The 20,736-nt window shown below is 77.9% G+C and carries 15 protein-coding genes; 5 read left to right on the top strand and 10 right to left on the bottom strand.

Going from position 1 to position 20,736, the window contains the following annotated elements; translation table 11 throughout:
• Positions 1-26: 26 nt before the first annotated feature.
• The 10 genes from DT057_RS35420 to DT057_RS35415 form a co-directional block, all read right to left on the bottom strand.
• Positions 27-1,283: a class-II aminoacyl-tRNA synthetase family protein gene (locus DT057_RS35420; RefSeq protein ID WP_162501346.1), complete on the bottom strand. Its 1,257-nt coding sequence runs from the start codon at positions 1,281-1,283 to the stop codon at positions 27-29.
• Complete coding sequence (locus tag DT057_RS06665) at positions 1,280-2,440, bottom strand: acyl-CoA dehydrogenase family protein (protein WP_128561299.1); 1,161 nt, start codon at positions 2,438-2,440, stop codon at positions 1,280-1,282. Before DT057_RS06665 ends, DT057_RS35420 begins: the two co-directional genes overlap by 4 nt.
• A 6-nt stretch (positions 2,441-2,446) precedes the next feature.
• Positions 2,447-2,737 (bottom strand): acyl carrier protein, encoded by a 291-nt coding sequence (locus tag DT057_RS06660; protein ID WP_128561298.1) that lies wholly within the window; start codon positions 2,735-2,737, stop codon positions 2,447-2,449.
• A 63-nt stretch (positions 2,738-2,800) separates the two neighbouring features.
• On the bottom strand, positions 2,801-3,661 hold the full coding sequence (locus DT057_RS06655) for a 3-hydroxyacyl-CoA dehydrogenase family protein (RefSeq protein WP_128561297.1): 861 nt from the start codon (positions 3,659-3,661) through the stop codon (positions 2,801-2,803).
• Positions 3,658-4,320 (bottom strand): nucleoside/nucleotide kinase family protein, encoded by a 663-nt coding sequence (locus DT057_RS06650; RefSeq protein WP_128561296.1) that lies wholly within the window; start codon positions 4,318-4,320, stop codon positions 3,658-3,660. The genes DT057_RS06655 and DT057_RS06650 overlap by 4 nt, the downstream gene beginning before the upstream one ends.
• Entirely contained in the window at positions 4,317-6,191 is a 1,875-nt protein-coding gene (gene asnB, locus DT057_RS06645) for an asparagine synthase (glutamine-hydrolyzing) (RefSeq protein WP_203236209.1), read from the bottom strand. Before asnB ends, DT057_RS06650 begins: the two co-directional genes overlap by 4 nt.
• An 8-nt stretch (positions 6,192-6,199) precedes the next feature.
• A complete protein-coding gene (locus DT057_RS06640) occupies positions 6,200-7,453 on the bottom strand; it encodes a threonine synthase (protein WP_128561294.1) in 1,254 nt (417 codons plus the stop codon).
• Entirely contained in the window at positions 7,450-8,454 is a 1,005-nt protein-coding gene (gene sbnB, locus DT057_RS06635) for a 2,3-diaminopropionate biosynthesis protein SbnB (RefSeq protein ID WP_128561293.1), read from the bottom strand. Before sbnB ends, DT057_RS06640 begins: the two co-directional genes overlap by 4 nt.
• Positions 8,454-9,524 (bottom strand): 2,3-diaminopropionate biosynthesis protein SbnA, encoded by a 1,071-nt coding sequence (gene sbnA, locus DT057_RS06630; RefSeq protein WP_128561292.1) that lies wholly within the window; start codon positions 9,522-9,524, stop codon positions 8,454-8,456. The genes sbnB and sbnA overlap by 1 nt, the downstream gene beginning before the upstream one ends.
• A 118-nt stretch (positions 9,525-9,642) precedes the next feature.
• A complete protein-coding gene (locus DT057_RS35415) occupies positions 9,643-9,786 on the bottom strand; it encodes a hypothetical protein (RefSeq protein WP_162501345.1) in 144 nt (47 codons plus the stop codon).
• Positions 9,787-10,178: 392 nt separating this feature from the next.
• Between DT057_RS35415 and DT057_RS06625 the strand changes: the two genes are divergently transcribed.
• The 5 genes from DT057_RS06625 to DT057_RS06605 all read left to right on the top strand — a co-directional run.
• Complete coding sequence (locus DT057_RS06625; RefSeq protein WP_128561291.1) at positions 10,179-10,379, top strand: MbtH family protein; 201 nt, start codon at positions 10,179-10,181, stop codon at positions 10,377-10,379.
• 8 nt (positions 10,380-10,387) lie between these two features.
• Positions 10,388-12,343, top strand: a complete 1,956-nt coding sequence (locus DT057_RS06620) for a fatty acyl-AMP ligase (RefSeq protein WP_162501344.1) — start codon at positions 10,388-10,390, stop codon at positions 12,341-12,343.
• Positions 12,295-14,280, top strand: a complete 1,986-nt coding sequence (locus DT057_RS06615) for an acyl-CoA dehydrogenase family protein (protein WP_162501343.1) — start codon at positions 12,295-12,297, stop codon at positions 14,278-14,280. Before DT057_RS06620 ends, DT057_RS06615 begins: the two co-directional genes overlap by 49 nt.
• A gap of 3 nt (positions 14,281-14,283) precedes the next feature.
• Positions 14,284-17,676, top strand: coding sequence for a non-ribosomal peptide synthetase (locus DT057_RS06610; protein WP_128561288.1), 3,393 nt, complete (start codon positions 14,284-14,286; stop codon positions 17,674-17,676).
• 11 nt (positions 17,677-17,687) lie between these two features.
• Positions 17,688-20,736: amino acid adenylation domain-containing protein (locus tag DT057_RS06605; RefSeq protein WP_128561287.1), on the top strand; the 3,049-nt coding region annotated here is incomplete at its 3' end.

Here is a 20,736-nt window from a genome sequence, read left to right as displayed (position 1 = left end):
GCGCTGAGCGGTCGGGCGGCGCCCGCTCAGCCCTCCCGCGCCGGTGCCGGCCAGCCGGCCGGGTCCAGGCCCTTCTGGCACAGGAAGCCGTAGAGCCAGCGCTCGAGCCCGAACCCCATGCAGGCGCTCTCGGCCAGCCCCCCTTCGGCGAGGCGGGTGTTGTAGAGGCCGGTGTAGAACTCGCGGTGCAGGTTGAACGAGGAGACCGCCAGGGGCGCGTCGCGCCCGGGCAGGCCGAGCAGCAGCTCGACCTTGACCGCGCCCATGCGCTGGTAGACCGCCTTGTCCCGGTTGGCGTCGAGGAAGAACGGGTCGTTGGCGAGCTCGAGCGAGGCGTCGAGGTCGAGCTCCCGGGCGAGCGCGAAGGCCCGCTCCATCACGGCGGCGCGCCGGCGCACCAGCTCGGGGCCGGGGCCGAAGAACACGATGTCGCGCACGCTGAAATCCCAGGCCCGGGCGAGGGGCCGGAACCGGCCGGCCTCGTAGCGGAAGACGTGGTTCTGCATCGTCAGCGTGCGGACGGTCCCGGGCGCCAGCACGAGGTCGCGCTGGCGCCCGTAGCAGGGCAGGCAGACCCCGGGCGTCAGGACGTGGCCCGGGGCCGCGAGGCGGCCGGCGACGTCGGGCACGCCGGCGGCGGCCTCCGCCGCCACCGCCTCCAGCACCGGCAGGCTGTCGGGCAGGTGGCAGCAGAAGGTGACGTGCTGGGGGAAGTGCCCGAGGTAGCCCGTCTCGGCGAGGAGCGCGCTCGGCACCATCACGGGGTAGTGCTGGTCCTCCGCCTCGAACGCCGCCGCGAGCTCGCGGAAGCGGCGCTCGAAGAACCGGAACAGGGCCAGCAGCCGGCCGCTCAGGCCGGTGAGGCCCTCGCCGAGGACCTGCACGTCCGGCGAGGCGGCGAGCGCCGCGTCGATCGGGCCGTCGAGCCGGCGGGCGGCCTCGTGCCGGCGCAGCACCTTGCGGCCGATCAGCCGGTGCGTCCGGCGCAGGCCCGCGACGAGGCCCGCGACCCGCTCGGCCGCCGCGGCGTCGGGCGCCTCGACGGTCAGCGTCCCGGCCCGCGGGTCGTGGCGCACCGCCAGCACCTCGCCGCGCACGATCGCGAGCCCGTCGAGGACCGCCCGCGCGGCGTCCGCGTCGAGCCCGAAGGTGCGGCTGACCGGGCCGGCATCCCGCCGGGCCCCGCCGGGCGGGCCGGAATCCTGCCCGGGCCCGCCGGGCGGGCCGGAATCCTGCCCGGGCCCGCCGGGCGGGCCTGAATCCGGGTCCGCGCCCCCGCTCACGCCGCGCGCCCCCCGGCCGCGTGGGCCTGGAGCCCGTAGCGCGCGATGGCGATCTCCAGGACCTGCGAGGTGCCCTCGATGATCTCCATGATGCGCGCGTCGCGGAACCAGCGCTCCACCGGCAGGTCCGGCCCGCAGCCGCTGGCGCCGTGGATCTGGAGCGCGTCGCCCGCGACCCGGTTGGCCATCCGGGAGGCGAAGTACTTCGCCATCGCCCCCTCCTGGATGGCGCCGGGATCGCCGGCCCCGCGCGAGCAGGCCGCCTTCCGGCACAGGAGGCGGGCGGCGCTGAGGTCGGTGAGCATCCGGGCGAGCATGCGCTGCACGAGCTGGAACTCCGCGAGCGGCGCGTCGAACTGCCGGCGGGTGCGCGCGTGGGCGAGCGAGGCGTCGAGGCAGGCCTGCCCGAGCCCGACGCAGGCCCAGGCGAGGTTGTGGCGGCCGGCGTCGAGCCCGGTCGCCGCGACGTGGGAGAGGCCGAATCCGGGCCGGCCGAGCAGGTGGTCGCCCGGCAGGACGCAATCCTCGAGCTGGAGGCGCGCCAGCGCGTAGCCGCGGCAGCCGAGCATGCCGCGGGTCGGCGCGACCGCGAGGCCGGCCGCCTCCCGGGGCACCAGGAAGGCGGCGGGGCCCTCCGGGGTGCCGGCCAGGAGCACGAACAGGTCGGCGCTCTGCCCGCAGGTGATCCAGCTCTTGCGGCCCTCGAGCCGCCAGCCGGCCCCGCTCGGCACCGCCCGGGTCTCCACCGCCCGCGCGTCGCTGCCGACGTTGGGCTCGGTGATGGCGAGCGCCGCCACGAGGTCGCCGGCGGCGAGGCGCGGCACCAGCGCCGCCTTCTGCGCGCGGGTGCCCCAGCGGGCGAGCGCGCTCCCGGCCATGTGGTGGACGTTGACCATGCCCTGCACCGAGGCGCTCGCGGCCCCCAGGGCCTCGTGCATCGCCCCGTGCGCGAGGGCGGCCGCCACCGGGTCGCGGGCGCTGCCGGCCGGTCCGCCCCAGGCCTCCGGGAAGCCGCTCGCGAAGGCGCCGGCGGCCCGCAGCGCCGCCACCACCTCCCCGGGCACGCACTCCTCGCGGTCGATCCGCCGCGCCTGCGGCGCCACCTGCGCGTCGGCGAAGGCGCGCCAGCGCGCCCGGGCCTCGTCGGGCTCGCTCATCGCCGGTCAGGCGGGCGCGAGGGCGCGCTTGCGCGCGACCAGGGCGGCGACCCGGGTCACGCTGCGGAAGTTGTCGATGTCGAGGTCCTCGCCGTCGATCTCGATCCCGAAGGTGCGCTCGACGAAGGCGACGAGCTGCATGGCGAACAGCGAGTTGCCGAACCCGGCCTCGAAGATGTCGTCGTCCGCGCCGATCGCCCGCCCCTCGAAGCTGCGCGACAGGAAGGCGAGGAGCGGCCCGGCGATGGCCGGGTGCCGGTCCGGGGCGGCGTCGTGTCTCTCGGCCTCTGCACTCATCCGTCTGTGCTCCGCTGCGTGTCGGGGGTCGTGGGGAGGGATCGGGCGCCGGGCGCCGCAACGTCAGGCGTCGCCGTACTCGTAGAAGCCGCGGCCGCTCTTGCGGCCGAGCGCGCCGGCGTAGACCATCCGCTTCAGGAGCGGGCAGGGCCGGTACTTGCTGTCGGCGAACTCGCCCTGGAGGGTCTCGATCGAGGCCAGAACCGTGTCGAGGCCGATGAGGTCGGCGGTCTCGAGGGGACCCATCTTGTGGCCGAAGCAGGTCTTGAACAGCCGGTCGACGTCCCGGGCCGGGGCGACACCCTCGTGGACGAGGAACATCGCCTCGTTGACCATCAGCATCATTACCCGGTTGGTGACGAAGCCCGGCGAGTCGTCGACCGTGATGGAGTGCCGGCCGGCCTGCGCCACCAGGGCCCGGGCGGCCGCGAGGGCCGCCGCGCCGCTGCGGGCGCCCCGGATGATCTCAACCATCGGCATCACCGGGACCGGGTTCATGAAGTGCATGCCGATCACCCGCTCGGGGTGGCGGCCGGCGCCGGCGATCCGGGTGATCGGGATCGCCGAGGTGTTGGCGGCGACGGGCGCGGCCTCCGGCACCGCCCGGTCGATGGCGGCGTGGACGCGGCGCTTCACCTCCCAGTCCTCCGTCACGTTCTCGATCACGAAATCGACCCCCGCGAGCGCCTCCACGGCCCCGGCATCGGTGATGCGCGCGAGCACCGCGTCGGGCGGCGTGCGGGGCTGGAGGAACCCGTAGAGCCGGGCGTTCCGGCCGATGGCCCGGCGCGCGGCGGCGAGCGCCTCCGGGGCCGTGTCGACCAGGACCACGTCGTGCCCGGACTGGGCGAGCAGGTGGGCGACGCCGGTGCCGATGACGCCGGCCCCCACCACCCCGATGCGCCGCAAGGATCCTGGGTTCATGTGCGCGCGGTCTCCCGTGGGGTCGGATCGTCGCCGCGCCGCCGCCGGACCGCCGCCACGACCCGCGCGACGAGGGCCGGCGGGGGGGCGAGGGCGTCGAGGACGAGGTCGGCGCCGGCCCGGGCGGCGCGGTCGGCCGCCGCGTAGACGTCGCGCCCCCCGCCCAGGAAGGCGCGCAGCTGGGCCTCGAGGTCGCGCACCAGCCCGGGCGCGCCCGCGCCGGCCTCGATCGCCCGCAGCAGCCGGCGGGCGAGGGCGACCTCGGGCGGCAGGTCGAGGTGCACCGAGAGGTCGATCATCGGGGCGAGCGCCCGGCGGGCCCGCCCGAACGGCTCCTCCAGGAGGACGACGCCGCCCGGCCCGGCTCCGCCGGGCGGGCCGGCATCCTGGCCGACCCCGGCCGGGCCGGCATCCCGGGCGGCGCGCAGGCGCGCGAGGTCGGCGACGAGCCCGGGCGTCTCGATCCGGTCCGGGTCGACCCCGCCCGCCAGCCACGCCGCGATGGCGGCCGGGTCGTTGCCGAGCGTCAGGTAGGCGTCGAAGTGCAGGCGCGCCGCGCCGAGGCGGTCGGCGAGCGCGCCGACGAGGGTGCTCTTGCCGGCCCCCGAGACGCCGCTCACCGCGACGACGAGGACGGGGAAGGGGGGCGCGGGCCTCACGGGCCGAGCTCCGGCAGGTCGAAGGCCTCGAGGAACATCCCGAAGGTCAGGACCGTCAGGAGCACGTCGTCCTGGTTGTCCCCGCCCGGGGCGGCCTCGCCGGACCGGGCCCGGCGCACCAGCGCCGCCACGGTCGCGGGGTCGAAGTAGCCCTGGCGCCGGATCGTCTCCGGGGCGAGGAGATGGGCGATCCGCGCCGAGCCCCGGCGCAGCAGGTAGGCGCTGCCGGGCGCCTGGAACGGAAACTTCTCGCGCTCGACGACCTCGGCCGGCAGGTGGGCGCGGGCGACCTCCTTGAGGACGTGCTTCTCGGTGAAGCCGCGCAGCTTCAGGTCCGGCGGCATCCGCCGCGCCAGGTCGGCCACCGCGCGGTCGAGGAACGGGAAGCGGCCCTCGACCGCGTTGGCGAGGAGCATGCGGTCGCCGTGGTCGCCGACGAGGTGGTCGCCGAGCCTGAGCTTGAGGTCGAGGTAGGAGCGCTGGTGCAGGGGATGGAGGCCCCGCAGCCGGGCCGGGTCGACGAGGGGAAAGCCCGTGAAGGCGAAGTCCCCGAGCCGGGCCCGCAGGGCCGGGGCGTAGAGGGCGGCGCGCTCCGCCTCGTGCGGGGCCAGCGCGCGCTCGTAGAACACCGAGGCGTCGCCCCAGAGCCGGCGGCGCAGCTCCGCTTCCCGGGGCGGCGGGGGGGCGTGCCGGCCGCTGCGGCGCCGGAAGGCGTCGTAGCGGTAGCCGACGTAGCCGGCGAAGAGCTCGTCGGCGCCCTCGCCGCTCAGCACCACCGGGACGCTCGCCGCGCGGGCCGCCGCCGAGAGGGCCAGGGAGGCCGCGTTGTAGGTCTCCTTCACGGGGCACTCGGCGTGCCGCACCACGGCGTCGAGGCGGTCCTCGATCGCCGCGAGCCCGAGCTCGACCGCCCGGGACCGGCAGCCGAGATGCGCGGCGACGCGCTCCTGGTGGCCGCGCTCGTCGAACAGGCGCTCGCCGAAGGTGATCGAGAACGTCCGGACCGGGCCGGTCTCGGCCGTCATCAGGGCGGTGACCAGGGAGGAATCGAGCCCGCCGCTGAGGTAGGCGCCCACCGGCACGTCCGCCTGGAGGCGCCGCCGCACCGCCCCGGCCAGCACGTGGGCGGTCTCCTCGCGGTACGCCTCGTCCGACCGCGCCGGCGGGGGCTCGGCCTCGGGCGGGTAGACCATGTCCCAGTAGGGCGCGCTCGCGACCCGGCCGTCCTGCGCCACGAGCCGGTGGCCCGGGGGCAGGCCGTGGATGCCCTGGAACATCGTGCGGGGGCTCACGAGCCCCGGCAGCGACAGCACCTGGTCGAGCCCCGTGAGGTCGACCCGGCGCGGGACGCCCGGATGGGCGAGGATCGCCTTGATCTCGGAGCCGAACACCAGGGCGTCGCCGACCCGGGCGTGGAACAGGGGCGCCACTCCGAAGGGATCGCGCGCCAGCAGCAGGCGCCGGCGGGCGCCGTCGACGAGCGCGAAGGCGAACTGGCCGTCGATGCGGTCGAGCAGGGCGTCGCCGACCTCCTCGTAGAGGTGGAGGATGACCTCGACGTCGCTGCCCGTCCGGAAGCGGTGGCCCCGCCCCGTCAGCTCGGCCCGCAGCTCCCGGTGGTTGAAGATCTCGCCGTTGCAGACGAGGCGCAGCGTGCCGTCCTCGTTGGCGAGCGGCTGGTGGCCGCCCGCGAGGTCGACGATGCTCAGGCGCCGGAAGCCGAGGCCGACGCCGCCCGCGACGTGGAGGCCGGCGGCGTCCGGGCCGCGATGGGCGAGCGTCCGGCTCATCGCGGCGACGACCGCCCGCGACACCGGCGGCCCGTCGGTCAGGCTGAAGATTCCGCAGATCCCGCACACGGCCGCCGCCACCCCGCGCGTCAGACGGCGCGCCGGGCCGCCGGGGGCGGCGCCGCGAGGGCGCGCCACTCCTCCGGGCGGACCGGGGCGGCGGCCGCCGGCAGGGCGGCGAGGAGCGGGCCGACATCCTTCAGCCCGCTGCCGGTGGCCAGGCACACCACCCGCTCGCCCGGCCCGAACCGCCCCGCCCCGCGCAGAGCCTCGAAGGCCGCGTAGGCGGCGGCGCTCGACGGCTCGACGAAGAGGCCGAACCGGGACGCGAGCGCCCGCACCGCCCCCGCGATGGCGCCGTCGTCCACCGTCACGGCGACGCCGCGCGTGCGGGCGAGCGCGGCGAGGGCCGCCGCCTCGTCCCGCGGCGCATCGACCGCGATGCTGTCCGCGATGGTGCCGCGCGGCGCGTCCGCCGGCACGGCGCCCGGGTCGTGCGCCCGCGCGATGGCGCAGGAGCCGAGGGCCTGGGCGGCGACGAGGCGCGGGCAGGCCGTGACGACGCCGTGCCGGGCGAGCTCGCCGAACCCCTTCCAGAGGGCGCTCAGGATGTTGCCGTCGCCCGTCGGCACGATCACCCAGTCGGGCGCCCGCCAGCCCATCTGCTCGCAGATCTCGAACGCGCAGGTCTTCTTGCCCTCCCGGGTGAAGGGGTTGAGGCCCGTGGTGCGGTCGAGGAGGCCGCGCGCGGCCGCGATCCGCCCCGCCATCGCGACGGCGTCGTCGTAGCTCCCGGCGACCCGGTGCACCGTGGCGCCGTACGCGAGGGCCTGGGCGAGCTTCGCCACGGGCGTCGCCTCGGGCACCAGCACGGTGACCCGCAGGCCCGTGGCGGCCCCGATGCAGGCCAGGGAGGCCGCGGCGTTCCCGGTCGAGGCCACGATCGCCTCCCCGATGCCGTGGGCGCGCGCGACCGCGACCACGACCTCGCTCGCCCGGTCCTTCAGCGAGCCGCTCGGGTTGCGGGTCTCGTCCTTGACGAGGAGCTCGACCCCGCCGACGCGGCCGCACGCGACGAGGGGCGTCCAGCCGACCTGGAGCGGGCTGGCGAAGCGCCGCGACACCGGCAGCAGGGCCTCGTAGCGCCACAGCGACGGGACGTTCCCGGCGAGTCCGGCCCGCAGGGCGGCGGCGTCGCCGGGCGCCCGGACCGCGAGGGGCTGGGCCCGGCCGCAGCCGCAGGCGCCGGTGCGGGCGGTGAGCGGGTGGGGCCGGCCGCAGGCCGTGCAGGCGGCCTGCGCGGTGGCGAGGCCGCCCGGCCCCGGGGCGGAGAGCGGCCTCACGGGAAGAAGCCCTCGACGGCGGGGGCCCGGCCCTCCGCGGCGGCGGCCGCGAGGACGAAGCGCGCGACCGCGAGGTCGAGCACGCCGAGGCCGAAGGGCGAGAGGACGCGCACCCGGTCCCGGTCGGGCCGCAAGGTGCCCGTCAGCAGGTCCGCGATGGTGCCGGCCACGAAGTCCCGCCCGCCCGTCGCCTGCTCGGCGAGGTGGACGGAGGTCTGCGCCTTGAGGCAGTGCTCGACGTCGTCGACGACGTTCTGGGCGGCCAGGATCACCGGGACGCCGAGGTCGCGCAGCGAGAGGTGCAGCACCGTCTGGGCCGGGGTGAACAGGCCCGGATCGACGAGGTGGGGTGCCGCCGCCGTGGTGGCGAGGAGCACGAGGTCGGCGCCCCGCACCGCCGCCTCCGCGGTCGCGGCGGCCTCGGCCGGCTGCCCGGCCTCGCGCAGGCGCGCGCACAGGGCCTCGGCGCGCCCGCCCGCGAGGTCGTGGACGCGCAGGCGCCCGATGCGCCAGCCCGCGCAGGCGAGGTGGTCGAGGGTGGTCGCCGCGATCGGCCCCGCCCCCACCACCGCGAGGGTCCCGGCCCGGGTCTCGCCGTGCAGGAGGCCGGCCGCCAGCGCCGCGGAGGCGGCGGTGCGGGCCGCGCTGATGAGCGAGCCCTCCAGGCACGCGGTCGGGAACCCCGTCTCCATGTCGTTGAGCACGATCACCGCCGAGGCGCGCGCCACCCCGAGGGCGTGGTTCCCGGGGAAGCTCGCGATCCACTTGATGCCGGCGGTGTCGGCGCCCCCGTCGCGCAGGCGGGCCGGCAGCGCGATGATCCGGGCGCTCGGCCGGTCGGGGAAGCGCAGGAAGCCGCTGTCCGGGTTGACGGTGCGGCCGTCCCGGTGGGCCAGGTAGGCGCCCCGGACGATGTCCGCGACGGCGCCGCGGTGGCGCGCCAGGACGTCCGCGACCGCGCGGGCGCCGACCACCGCGAAGGCCGGGCCGGGCCGGGCCATCACGCGCCCGCCCGGCGCAGGGCGGGCGCGACCCCGACGGGGCGGGGGGCGTGGCGGGCGATCACGGCCTGGAGCGGCTCGCGCCGGGGCGGCGGACCGGCCTGCGCCCCCGGCAGGGTCGGGTCGAAGCCGTACTGCGCCCGCACCCAGTCCGGGGCGTAGACGGTGTCGAGGTACTTGTCGCCGAGGTCGGGGGAGAGGGCGACGACCGTCGCGTCCGCCGCGAAGCCGGCGGCGTCCGCCGCCACCGCTGCCAGGACCGAGCCCGACGAGCCGCCGAGCAGCAGGCCGTGGCGCCGCGACAGGGCGTGGCACATCCGGATCGCGTCCGCCTCCGCCACGTACACGACCTTGTCGAGCCCGGCCGGGTCGGCGATCTCGGGCCGCCGGCTGGCGCCGATCCCCGGGATCAGGCGCCGGCCGCGCCGGTCCGGATCGAAGGTGACCGAGCCCTCCGGCTCCACCGCCACGACCCGGGTCGCGGGCGAGAGCTCCGCGAAGCGCCGCGTCAGGCCCGTCAGGGTGCCGGTGGTGCCGGCCCCGACGTAGAGGTGCGTCACGTGCGGCACCTCGCCGAGGATCTCGAGGGCGGTCCACTCGGCGTGGGCCTGGGGATTGGCCGGGTTGGCGTACTGGTTGAGCCAGACGTGGCCGGGATTCCGGGCGAGCAGGTCCTCGATGTAGGCGATGCGGCTCCCGAGGTAGCCGCCCTGCGCGTCCCGGCGGTCGACCACCACCACCTCGCCGCCGTAGGCCTCGATGCCCCGGCGGTTGGCCGGCGCGATGTTGGGGTCGGTGACGCAGATGAAGCGGTAGCCGTGCAGGGCGCAGACCAGGGCGAGCGCGACGCCGAGGTTGCCCGAGGAGGACTCGACCACGGTGGCGCCGGGGGCGAGCAGGCCCCGGCGCTCCAGGTCGGCGAGCATGAACAGGGCCGGCTTGATCTTGACGGACCCGGTGACGTTGTAGCCCTCGAGCTTGAGCAGCAGCCGCCCGCGTCCCGCCACCTCGGGCAGATCGACGAACAGCGCCGGGAACAGCAGGTCGAGCGGAGTGGTCACGATCGCCATGCGGGCATCGTCCTCGGGGGGCGTCCCGGCCGCGCGGGGCCGGTCTCGACGGGGGGCGCGGGACGGCGTCGGGGCGCGCGGAACCCCGGACAGGCGGTCCCGGCGCGCGGTGCGGCGGTCAGCCGGCGGCCTTGGCCAGCGCCTTCTGCTTCTCCTGGTCCTTGTGCGCGGCCTTGGCGGCGGCCTTGTGCTCCGCCTTCGCGGCCGCCTTGAGGGATTCCTTCTCGGCCTTGTGCTTGGCCTTCATCTGCTCGACCGACATCACACTCTCCGCATGGCTGGATCTGCACGGGCCTGACCGGCGCGGCGCCAGACCATGTCACCCCCGCGGCGGCCGATCAAACCCCAAAACTGAAAATAACATTATCAAAAATCCTTGTTTACTGTAGGGATCAAGGCTCATATCCCTCCAGTAGAACTTCCGGATAGCGGTGACGGCGAAGAGTTTCGGCCTTATTCTTCCTGGAAGAACACAGAATATCTTCCGCGATAGTGGCGGAAGAGGTTCCGCCACGGAACAGCGGCCGCGAGTGCGGCGCCGGCCGACGACAACCGGGGCGCGACGGGCGCCGCGAGGCCGTCGCGGCGAGCCGGCCGCCGCGAGCCGGCCGCCACGAGCCGGCCGCGGGCGCGCGACGACGATCAGGAGACGGCATGGACGAGGCGCAGGCGGACTGGCAGGACGAGACCGTGACGGTCGTGGTCAACCACGAGGGCCGCTACGCGCTCTGGCCCGCGCACCGGCCCCCGCCGGCGGGCTGGCGCGAGGTCGGCCGGTCCGGGCCGAAGGATGCCTGCCTCGCCTACGTGGCGGAGGTCTGGCCCGACCCGACGGCGCCGGCCCGCGACGGCTGAGCGCGGCCTTGGGCACCGACCCGGGCCCCGACCGGCGCCGCGCTCCCCCGGACCCGGCCTCCCCGCACCCCCTGATGAAGTCCCCGGCGACCATGCACGCGTACCGGCCCGATCTCTCGGACCCGATCCCCCCGCCCGGCACCGCAGCGCCCGGCTCGATGGTGGCGCGGCTGCGGGCCGGGGCGGCCGCGGACCCGGAGCGCGTCGCCTTCACGCTCCTCGACGGGCGGGAGCGGACGGCCGCCCTGACCCTGGCGGCGCTCGACCGGCGCGCCCGCGCCGTCGCCGTCGCCCTGCGGCAGGCCGGAGCCGAGGCGGGCGCGCCGGTCCTCCTCGTCCTGCCCGCCGGTCTCGACGTGGTGGCGGCCCTGTTCGGCTGCTACTACGCCGGGGCCGTCGCGGTGCCGGTGCGCCAGCCCAATCCCAGCCGGCCGCTCGGCCACCTCGAGGCGGTGGCGCGGGATTCGGGAGCCCGGATCGGCATCGCCGGCGCGGCCCTGGCGCCCCTCCTCGCGGCGCGCCTCGGGGAGGTGCGCTGGCTTGCCGCGGAGGATGCGGCGGGCGCGGATGCGGAGCTGTGGGCGGATCCGGGCCTCGGCCCCGACGCGGTTGCGCACCTCCAGTACACCTCCGGCTCCACGGCCGCCCCCAAGGGCGTCGTCGTGAGCCACGCCAACGTCCTGGCCAACGCCCGCGACCTCGCGCGCCAGTGCGCCATCGGGCCGGAGAGCCGGATCCTGTCCTGGCTGCCGCACTACCACGACCTCGGGCTGATGTTCGGCTGCCTCCAGCCGGTCCATGCCGGCTGCCCGGCCGTGCTGATGGCCCCGGCCGCCTTCGCGCAGCGGCCGCTCGCCTGGCTGGAGGCGCTCTCGCGCCACCGCATCACCCACACGGCCGCGCCGAACTTCGCCTACCAGGCCTGCCTCGACGGCGACCCGGGGCGGCGCCGGGGGCTCGACCTCTCCCGCCTCCGGGTCGCCCTCAACGGGGCGGAGCCGGTGCGGGCCGAGACGGTCGCGGCCTTCGCCCGAGCCTTCGCGCCGCACGGCTTCCGGGCCGAGGCGATGTGCCCCGCCTACGGCCTCGCGGAGGCCACCCTGGTGGCGACCGCCTGCGGCCCCGGCCGCCCGCCCGTCGTCGCCCGGGTCCGGCCCGACCGGATGCAGGAGGACGCCCTGGTGCCGGCCGACGGCGGCGCCGGGCGCGCCCTCGTGGCCTCCGGCGACCTCGCGGTCGAGACGCGGGTCGTGGTGGTGGCCCCGGAGACCGGCGAGGCGCTGCCGCCGGGGCGCATCGGCGAGATCTGGCTCTCCGGCCCCTCGATCGCCGCCGGCTACTGGCGGCGGCCGGACGCGACGGCGGCGCGGTTCGGGGCGCGGCTCGCGAGCGGGGAGGGGCCGTTCCTGCGCACCGGCGACCTCGGCGGCGTCCTCGGGTCCGACCTCTTCGTGCTCGGGCGCCTCGACGGCCTGATCATCGTGCGGGGCGTCAACCACGCGGCGGAGGACCTGGAGGCGACCGTCGAGGGGTGCGACCCGGCCCTCAGCCCGGGGGCGGGGCCGCCTTCGCGCTCGAGGCCGCCGGGACCCCGCGCCTCGTCGTCGCCCAGGAGGTGCGGCGCGGCGCGCTGCGGTCCCTCGCCGACCCGGCGCGCGCCGAGCGCCTGGTCCGGGCGATCCGGCGCGCGATCTCCGAGGCGCACGACCTCGAGGTCGCCGGCGTGGTGCTGCTCGGGCCCCGGGGCCTGCCCCGGACGCACAGCGGCAAGAAGCAGCGCCACGCCTGCCGGCGGGACTTCGCGGCGGGCCGCCTCGACGGCCTGCACACGTGGCGCGCGCCCGCCCTCGCCGGGGCGGCCGCGCGGGCGCTGCCGGAGGGGGCCCCGGCCGGGGCGCCGGCGCCCGGCGCCGGCGTGGCCGAACTCACGGGCTGGCTGCGCGGCTACGCGGCCGAGCGGCTGAACTCCCGCCTCATGGACGAGCGCCGCTCGATCCCGCCCCACGTCGTGCTCGACCTCGGCAACCGCGGGGTGCTCGGCCTCCAGGCGCCGCGGGCCTACGGCGGGCTCGGCATCGACAATCGCGGCTTCGCCGCCGTGGTCCAGCAGCTCGCCGCCCTCGACACCACGCTGGCGTCGTTCGTGGCGGTGAACAACGCCCTCGGCCTGCGCCCGATCCTGCGCCACGCCACCCCGGAGACCCGGGACGCGGTGCTGCCGGCCCTGGCGACCGGCCGGGAGCTCGCGGCCTTCGCGATGACCGAGGCCGAGGCCGGCTCGAACATCCGCAACCTCCAGGCCGTGGGCCGGCCGGACGGGCGGGGAGGCTACGCCCTGTGGGGCACGAAGCTGTGGAGCGGCTCGGCGGGCTGGGCCGGGGTGATCAACACCTTCGTGCGGCTCGAGGGCGAGCCCGGCGGGGTCGGCGGCTTCGTGCTGCGCCAGGGGCGGCCGGGGCTCGTCATCGGGCCCGAGGCCCTGACCATGGGCCTGCGCGCCATGGTGCAGAACGAGGTCCGGCTCGAGGGCGTGCGCGTCACGGCCGCCGACCGGCTCGGCACCCTCGGCGACGGCATGACGCCCGCCATGGACGCCATGGAGTTCGGCCGCTTCACCATCGCGGCCCTGAGCCTCGGCATCATCAAGCGCTGCGTGCAGCTCATGGTCCGCCACGGCGGGCGGCGCACCGTCGCGGTCGGCCGCCTCCTCGACAGCCGCGCCGCGCTCGCGCGCATCAGCGACCTCGCGGCCGCCGCGACCGCCGTCGAGGCCCTGGTCGACACCGTGGCCGAGCGCCTCGACGCCGGCGCGCCGGTGCCGGCCGAGCTGTTCTGCGCCTGCAAGACCGCCGGTCCCGAATACGCCTGGCGCGCCGCCGACCACCTGATGCAGCAGATGGCGGGGCGCGGCTTCATCGAGACCAACCTGGCGCCGCAGATCCTGCGCGACGCCCGGGTGCTGCGCATCTTCGAGGGCCCGACCGAGCCGATGAACATGCATGTCGGCGCCCGGCTGGTGCACGCGCCCGGGCCCCTGTGCGGCTTCGTGGCGGAGGTCCTGGGCGAGCCCGCCCTGGCGGAGGCGCTCCGGGAGGCCGCCGGCCGGGTGCTGGCGCGCCATCCCGCCGACGCGGCGGGCCGCGCCCACGCCTCCCTGCGGATCGGCGAGGTCGCGACCTACGGGATCCTCCTGGCCTGCCTGCGCCACCGCGCCCGGTCGTGCGCCGACCCGCGGCGGCCGCGGGCCGAGGCCTCGCTCGGGCCCTCGGCCGAGACCTTGTCCAGGGCCGAGACCTTGTCCAGGGCTGAGATCTGGGCCCGCCTCTCGTTCGAGCGCCGCCTGGCGCGGGCGCTCGCGCCCTCGCCCGCCGAGGCCGTGCTGCTCGACGCCGCCGGCGCCGAGGCGGCGGCGTCCCGCTTCGCCGAGGCCATCGGCGACGTCGACCAGGCCCTCCCGGGCGAGGACCAGCGCCGGGACGCGCTCGTGGCCCGCGAGGCCGCGCCGGCGCCCCGGGCGCCCGACGACGCCCCGCGGCCGGCCCCGTCCGGCCGGAGCCGGGAGATCCTGGGCTGGCTCGCCGGCTGGCTCGCCGGGCAGTACCGCCAGGACCCGGCCGCGATCGCGGCCGGGGACCGGTTCAGCGAGTTCGGGATGGATTCGGTGACGGCCCTGTTGCTGGTCGCCGCCCTGGAGGAGCAGTACGGCCTCGCGCTGCCCCCGACGCTGGTCTGGGACCACCCGACGCTCGGGGGGCTGGCGGACCACGTCGCCGGGCTGCCGGCGGCGGCGGGCGGCCCGGATGCCGCGCCGCCGGGCGACCTCGCCCTGCTCGCCGGGCTCGACCGGCTCTCGGATTCCGAGCTGGCGCGCCTCGTCGCCCGCTACGCCGAGGGCGGGTGAGCGATGGGCACGTCCCCGCCGGCCGGCGCGGAGGGCCGCGACGCCCTCAAGCAGCAGTTGAAGGCGCTCCTGCGCACCCGCATGGGGGTGGCCGGCGGCTGGTACCCGCTCTCCCACGCCCAGGAGGCGCTGTGGTTCCTGTGGCGGCTCGCGCCCGGGAGCGCGGCCTACACGATGGCGCTGCCCGTGGGCGTCCGCGGCGCCCTCGACGCGGGCGCCCTGCGGCGGGCGCTCCAGGCCGCGACCGGGCGCCACCCGGGCCTGCGCACGGCCTTCCGGGAGGAGGCGGGGCAGCCGAGCCAGCGCGCCATCGCGGGGCACGCGGTCGCCCTCGAGGTGGTCGAGGCCGCCGGCTGGAGCGAGGCCGCCCTGCGCGAGGCGGTGGCCGAGCGGGCGCGGCGCCCCTTCGACCTCGCCGCCGACGCGACCCTCCGGGCCACCCTCCTGCGGCGGGCGCCGGACCGGCACGTCCTGCTCCTGTGCCTGCACCACATCGTGGGCGACCTCTGGTCGCTGATCGTGCTGATGGACGAACTGCGCCTGCTCTACGCCGCCGAGACCGGCGGGCCGGCCGCCGCCCTGCCGGACCTCGCCCTCGGCCACGAGGATTACGTGCGCTGGCAGCGCCGGACCCTCGCGGGCGAGGCGGACCACGCCGGGTCCTTCGCCTACTGGCGCGGGGCGCTCGCCGGCGAGGTGCCCGTGCTCGACCTGCCGACCGATCGGCCGCGGCCGCCCGTGCAGTCGTTCCGCGGCGGGACGGTGACGCGCCGCCTCGGCGGGGCCGCGACGGCGGCCCTGGAGCGCCTCGCGGCCGCGGAGGGCACGACGCTCTACGTGGCGCTGCTGGCGGCCTACCAGGTGCTCCTGCACCGCTTCAGCGGCCAGGATTCGGTCATGGTCGGCACGCCCACCGCCGGGCGGCACCATCCCGGGCTCGCCGACCTCGTCGGCGACTTCGTCAACGTGGTGCCGCTGCGCGCCGACCTCGCCGGGGCGAGCTTCCGGCACTGCCTGGCCCGGGCGCGGGACGCGGTCCTGGGCGCGCTGCGCCACCAGGACCTGCCGTTCTCGCTCCTCGTCGACCGGCTCGGACCCCCGCGCGACCTCAGCCGCGCCCCGCTGTTCCAGACCACCTTCGTGCTCCAGCGCTTCCACCGCTACGAGGCGCTGCAGCGCACGCTCCTGCCGGCGCCCGGCGACGCCGACGTGCCCTTCGGCGACCTCGCGCTGGAGCCCTGGCCGCTCGACCAGCAGGAGGGGCAGTTCGACCTCAACCTGGAAATGCGCCGGGACGAGGCCGGCGGCCTGATGGGCGCCTGGAAGTACGCCGCCGACCTGTTCGACGCCGCCACCGTCGCCCGCATGGCCGAGAGCTTCGAGGTCCTGGTGGCCGGGCTCTGCGCCGAGCCGGACCGGCCGGTCGCCACGGTCTCGCTGCTCTCGCCCGAGGCCGCCGCCGCCGCGGTGGCGGCGGGCCGGGGCCCCGACGTGCCGCTGCCCGCCGCCGAGAGCCTCGGCGCCCTGTTCTCGGCCCGGGCCGCCGCGCACCCGGACGCCGTGGCGGCGACCTGCGGGAGCGAGGCGCTGAGCTACGGCGCGCTCCGGGAGCGGGCCGACCGCCTCGCCGGAGGCCTCGGCATCGCGCCGGGCGCCCTCGTGGCGGTGCTCCTGCCGCGGGGCCTCGACCTCGTGACGGCACTCCTGGCGGTCCACCGCGCCGGCGGCGCCTTCCTGCCCCTCGATCCCCGCAACCCGATGCCGCGGACGCGGGCGGTGCTGGAGGCCAGCGGTGCGGCCCTGGTGCTGACCGACGCGGCGGCGGCGGACGCCCTCGCGGCCGCCCTCGCCGCCCTGCCGGCGGGCCGGCGCCCGCGCGTCGCCACGATTGCGGCCGCGATGGCGGCCGCCCCCCGTCCGCTGCCGCCGCCCCCCCGGGGCGGCGACCTCGCCTACGTGCTCTACACCTCGGGCTCGACCGGCGCCCCGAAGGGCGTGGCGGTCGAGCACCGCGGCATGGTCAACCACGCCCTCGCCAAGCTCGCCGACCTCGGCTTCGGGCCGCGCGACGCCCTCGCCCAGAACGCCCCCGCCTCCTTCGACGTGGTGGCCTGGCAGTGCCTCGCGCCCCTCGCGGCCGGCGGGCGGGTCGTGGTCCTGCCCGAGGCGGTGGCCGAGGATCCCGCCGCCCTGCTGGCCGCGGTGGCGGAGCGCGGCGTCACGGTCCTCCAGGTGGTGCCCGCGATGCTGCGCGCGCTCCTCGAGGAGGCCGAGGCGGCGCCGGCGGATCCCGGGCCCTTGCGCTGGATGGTGCCGACCGGCGAGGCGCTGCCGACCGACCTGTGCCGGCGCTGGCTCGCCCTCTACCCGGGCATCCCGATCCTCAACACCTACGGCTCGACGGAGTGCTCCGACGACCAGTGCCACTACCGGATCGACCGGCTCGGACCCGGCGACGCGGCCCGGCCCGTCGCGGCGATCGGCCGGCCCATGGCCAACACCAGCGCCCACGTCCTCGACCGCACCCTCGCGCCGGTGCCGGCGGGCGTGGTGGGCGAGCTCTACGTCGGCGGCGTCGGGGTCGGGCGCGGCTACCTCGGCGACCCGGACCGCACCGCCGCCGCCTTCGTGCCCGACCCGTTCGGCCCGCGGCCGGGCGCGCGGCTCTACCGCACCCGCGACCTCGCCCGCCGGCGGGCCGACGGCGCGATCGAGTTCCTCGGCCGGGTCGACCACATGATCAAGCTGCGCGGCCTGCGCATCGAGCCGGGCGAGATCGAGGGCGCGCTCCTGCGCCACGAGGGGGTCGCGGCCGCCGCCGTGCTGGCCCGCCCCGACCCGTCGGGCGAGCGACGGCTCGTGGCCTACCTCGTCCCCGCCGGGCCCGCCCCCGACGAGGCCGCCTTGCGGCGCTTCCTCGCCGGGCAGCTGCCCGCCGCCATGGTCCCGGCGCGCTGCGTCGCCGTCCCGGCCCTGCCCCTGACGCCGAACGGCAAGCTCGATCCGCGCCGGCTGCCCGAGCCGGACTGGCCCGCGGCGGCGCAGGCCGGCGCGACCGCCCCGCGCACCCCCGTCGAGGCCGCCCTGGCGGCGATCTGGGCCGAGGTTCTGCGCCGCGAGCGCGTCGGCGTGACCGAGGACTTCTTCGCCGCCGGCGGCGACTCGATCCGCAGCATCCAGGTCGCGGCCCGCTGCCGGCGCGCCGGCCTCGCGGTCGAGCCGCTCGACCTCTTTCTGCACCGCACGATCGCGGCGCTCGCCGGGCGGCTGGCGCTCGTGCCGGCCGCGTGCCCGGCGGGCGCTCCCCCGGCCGCGCCCGCGCGGGTCGCCCCCGACCGGGTCGACCCCGACCTGCTGGCGCGGGCCGCCGCCCTGGTCCGCTTCGACGAGGGCTGAGAGGACACACGATGACCGCGCCCGCCGCCCTCGCCGCGTCCCCGCTCACGCCGATGCAGGCCGGGATGCTGTTCCACAGCCTCTCCGACCCCGCCTCCGACGTCTACGTGCAGCAGCTCGCCGGCACCCTCCGGGGCCGGCTGCACGAGGGGGCGTTCCGCGCCGCCTGGGAGCGGGCCGTCGCGCGCCACGACGTCCTGCGCACCGCCTTCGCGGTGGCGGGGCTGCCCGAGCCGCTCCAGGTGGTCGGCCCGCGGGCGCGCCTGCCCCTCGCCTGTCTCGACTGGAGCGGGCAGCCGGCCGGCGCGCACGCGCCCCGCCTCGACGCCCTTAGGGCCGAGGAGCCCCGCCGGGGCCTCGACCCCGCCCGCGCGCCGCTGATGCGCCTCGTCCTGGTGCGGCTCGGCGCGCGCACCCACCACCTCCTCTGGACCTGGCACCACGCGATCCTGGACGCCTGGTCGGTGGGCGTCGTGCTGGACGAGGTCTTCGCCACCTACGCGGCGCTCTGCGCCGGCCCGGCGCCGGACTTCTCGGGGCCGCCGGACCGTTCCGGGCCGCCGGAACTCGCGCCGGCCCATCCCTTCGGGGACTTCGTCGCCTGGCTCGCGGGCCGGGACCGGGCCGCCGACGAGGCCTACTGGCGCCGCACCCTCGCCGGCGTCGCCGCCCCGACGCCCCTCGCGTTCGAGCCCGGCGGGCCCCCGGCCGATCGCGGCCCGCCCGGCCCCGGCGAGGCCGGCCCCGGGCCGGCCGGCTACGGCCTGCGCTTCGCGGACCTGCCCGAGGCCGAGGTCGCGGAGTGGCGGGCGGCGGCCCGGGCGGCGGGCGTGACGCCCAACACCCTGGTGCAGGGGGCCTGGGCGCTGCTGCTCGCCCGCGCCGCCGGGCAGCGGGAGGTGGTGTTCGGCGCCGCCGCGGCGGTCCGCCCCCCGGAGCTCCCCGACGTCGAGACCCGGGTCGGGCTGTTCATCAACACGCTGCCGGTGCGCGTGCGCGTCGCCCCCGAGGACCGCGCCGGCGACTGGCTGCGGGCGCTCCAGAGCGCGCAGGCGCAGGCCGGCCGCCACGCCCACGCGCCGCTCGCCGAGATCCAGGCCTGGAGCGGGCTCGCCCGCGGCCTGCCCCTGTTCGAGAGCCTCCTCGTCTACGAGGAGTTCGCGGCGCACCGCGCGGCGCCGGGCGGGGGCGGGCTCGTCCTCCACGACCGGGCCGTGTTCGAGCGGGCCGACGCGCCGCTGACCGTGACCCTGGTGGTGCGCGACAGCTGCGCGCTCGGCGTCGGCTACGACCGCGCCCGCTTCTCCGGGGCCGCCATGGAGGCCCTCCTGGCGCGGCTGCGCCGCCTCCTCGTCGCCCTCGCGCGGGGGCTCGCGGGGCGGCTCGCCGACCTCGACCTCCTCGATCGCGCCGAGCGCCGCCTGATCGTGGAGGGCTGGAGCCGGGCGCCCGCCCCGGTGCCGGCCGCGGCGCGCCTGCCCGCCCGGGCCGTGTCCCGCCTGTTCGAGGAGCAGGCCCGCCGCACCCCGGAGGCGCCCGCCGTCACGTTCGCGGCCCCGGACGGCGACGTGAGCCTGAGCTACGCCGCCCTCGATGCCGCCGCCGACGGGCTCGCCCGCCGCCTGCGCGGGCTCGGCGTGGGCCGGGAATCCCGGGTGGCCCTGTGCCTGGAGCCGTCTCCCGACCGCATCGTCGGCCTGCTCGCCGTGCTCAAGGCCGGGGGCGCCTACGTGCCGCTCGACCCCGGCGCGCCGGCCGCCAGCCTGCGGGACCTCGCGCGCGATTGCGGCGCCGGCGCCGTCCTGTGCGAGGCCGCCCGGGCCGACCTGTTCGCCGGGATCCCGGTGGTGCGCCGCGAGGGCGCGGGATTCGAGGGCACGGGATCCAAGGGCACGGGCTTCGAGGGCGCGGGGCCGCGGGACGGGCCGCCGGACGAGGCCCTGCCGGACGGCCCCGAGCCCGGGGACGCCGCCTACGTGATCTACACCTCGGGCTCGACGGGCCGGCGCAAGGGCGTGCTCGTCACCCACGACGCCCTGCGGCGGATGGCCGAGGCGCAGCGCGGCGCCCTCGGCATCGGCCCGCACAGCCGCGTGCTCCAGGCCGCCGCGTTCGGGTTCGACGCCTCGGTCTGGGAGATCGTCCCGGTGCTCCTCTCCGGGGGCCGGCTCTACGGGGCCCCCCGCGACGCCCTGCTGCCCTCGCCCGAGCTGCGCGAGCGCCTCGCGCGCTGGCGGATCGACACCCTGACCCTGCCGCCCTCGATCCTGGCGCGCCTGCCGGCCGGCCCGCTGCCGGACCTGCGCACCCTGGTCAGCGCCGGCGAGCCCTGCCCGGCCGCGCTCGCCGCCCTCTGGGCGCCGGGGCGCACCTTCATCAACGCCTACGGGCCGACCGAGGCCACGGTGTGCGCGAGCCTCGCGCCGGTGTCGGCGGGCGAGGCCCGGCCCGCCATCGGCCGGCCCTTCGGCGAGGCCCGGCTCTACGTCCTCGACGGCGACATGAACCCCGTGCCGCCCGGGACCGTCGGGCACCTCCACGTCGGCGGGCCCGGCCTCGCCCGGGGCTACGTCGGCCGGCCCGACCTCACGGCCGCCGCCTTCGTGCCCGATCCCTTCTCGGGCGAGCCCGGCGCCCGCCTCTACCGCACCGGCGACCTCGCCTGCTTCCGGCCCGACGGCCGCGTCGACTGCCTCGGCCGGCGCGACGACCAGGTGAAGATCCGGGGCTTCCGGATCGAGCCCGGCGAGATCGAGGCGGCCCTGCGCGAGGAGCCCGCCGTGCGGGAGGCCGCCGTGGTGGCGCTCGGCGAGGCCTGGGAGACCCGGCGCCTCGTCGCCGCGGTGGTGCTGGAGGACCGGGACGGCGGGGCCTTCGAGGGCGCGGCCCTGCTGCGCGAGCGCCTGCGCGGGCGGCTGCCCGACCACATGCTGCCCTCCGCCGTGGTGTCGGTCGGGCACCTGCCCCTGACCGCGAGCGGCAAGCGCGACCGGCGCGCGCTCGCGGCCGAGATCGCCGCCCGCGAGGCCGGCGCGGCCCGGGCCGGCGCGCCCGCGCCCC

It is taken from the genome of Methylobacterium crusticola, from assembly GCF_003574465.1.
Classification (GTDB): Bacteria; Pseudomonadota; Alphaproteobacteria; order Rhizobiales; family Beijerinckiaceae; genus Methylobacterium; species Methylobacterium crusticola.
The sequence above is the reverse complement of the archived record's forward strand: the minus strand, read 5'-3'. Positions and strand labels throughout refer to the sequence as shown.

What these genes read in the sequence shown, in the direction of transcription:
- DT057_RS06665 (WP_128561299.1), bottom strand. Translation starts at nt 2,440, where the DNA reads ATGAGCGAGCCCGACGAGGCCCGGGCGCGCTGGCGCGCCTTCGCCGAC.
- DT057_RS06660 (WP_128561298.1), bottom strand. Translation starts at nt 2,737, where the DNA reads ATGAGTGCAGAGGCCGAGAGACACGACGCCGCCCCGGACCGGCACCCG.
- DT057_RS06655 (WP_128561297.1), bottom strand. Translation starts at nt 3,661, where the DNA reads ATGAACCCAGGATCCTTGCGGCGCATCGGGGTGGTGGGGGCCGGCGTC.
- sbnB (WP_128561293.1), bottom strand. Translation starts at nt 8,454, where the DNA reads ATGGCCCGGCCCGGCCCGGCCTTCGCGGTGGTCGGCGCCCGCGCGGTC.
- sbnA (WP_128561292.1), bottom strand. Translation starts at nt 9,524, where the DNA reads ATGGCGATCGTGACCACTCCGCTCGACCTGCTGTTCCCGGCGCTGTTC.
- DT057_RS35415 (WP_162501345.1), bottom strand. Translation starts at nt 9,786, where the DNA reads ATGTCGGTCGAGCAGATGAAGGCCAAGCACAAGGCCGAGAAGGAATCC.
- DT057_RS06625 (WP_128561291.1), top strand. Translation starts at nt 10,179, where the DNA reads ATGGACGAGGCGCAGGCGGACTGGCAGGACGAGACCGTGACGGTCGTG.
- DT057_RS06610 (WP_128561288.1), top strand. Translation starts at nt 14,284, where the DNA reads ATGGGCACGTCCCCGCCGGCCGGCGCGGAGGGCCGCGACGCCCTCAAG.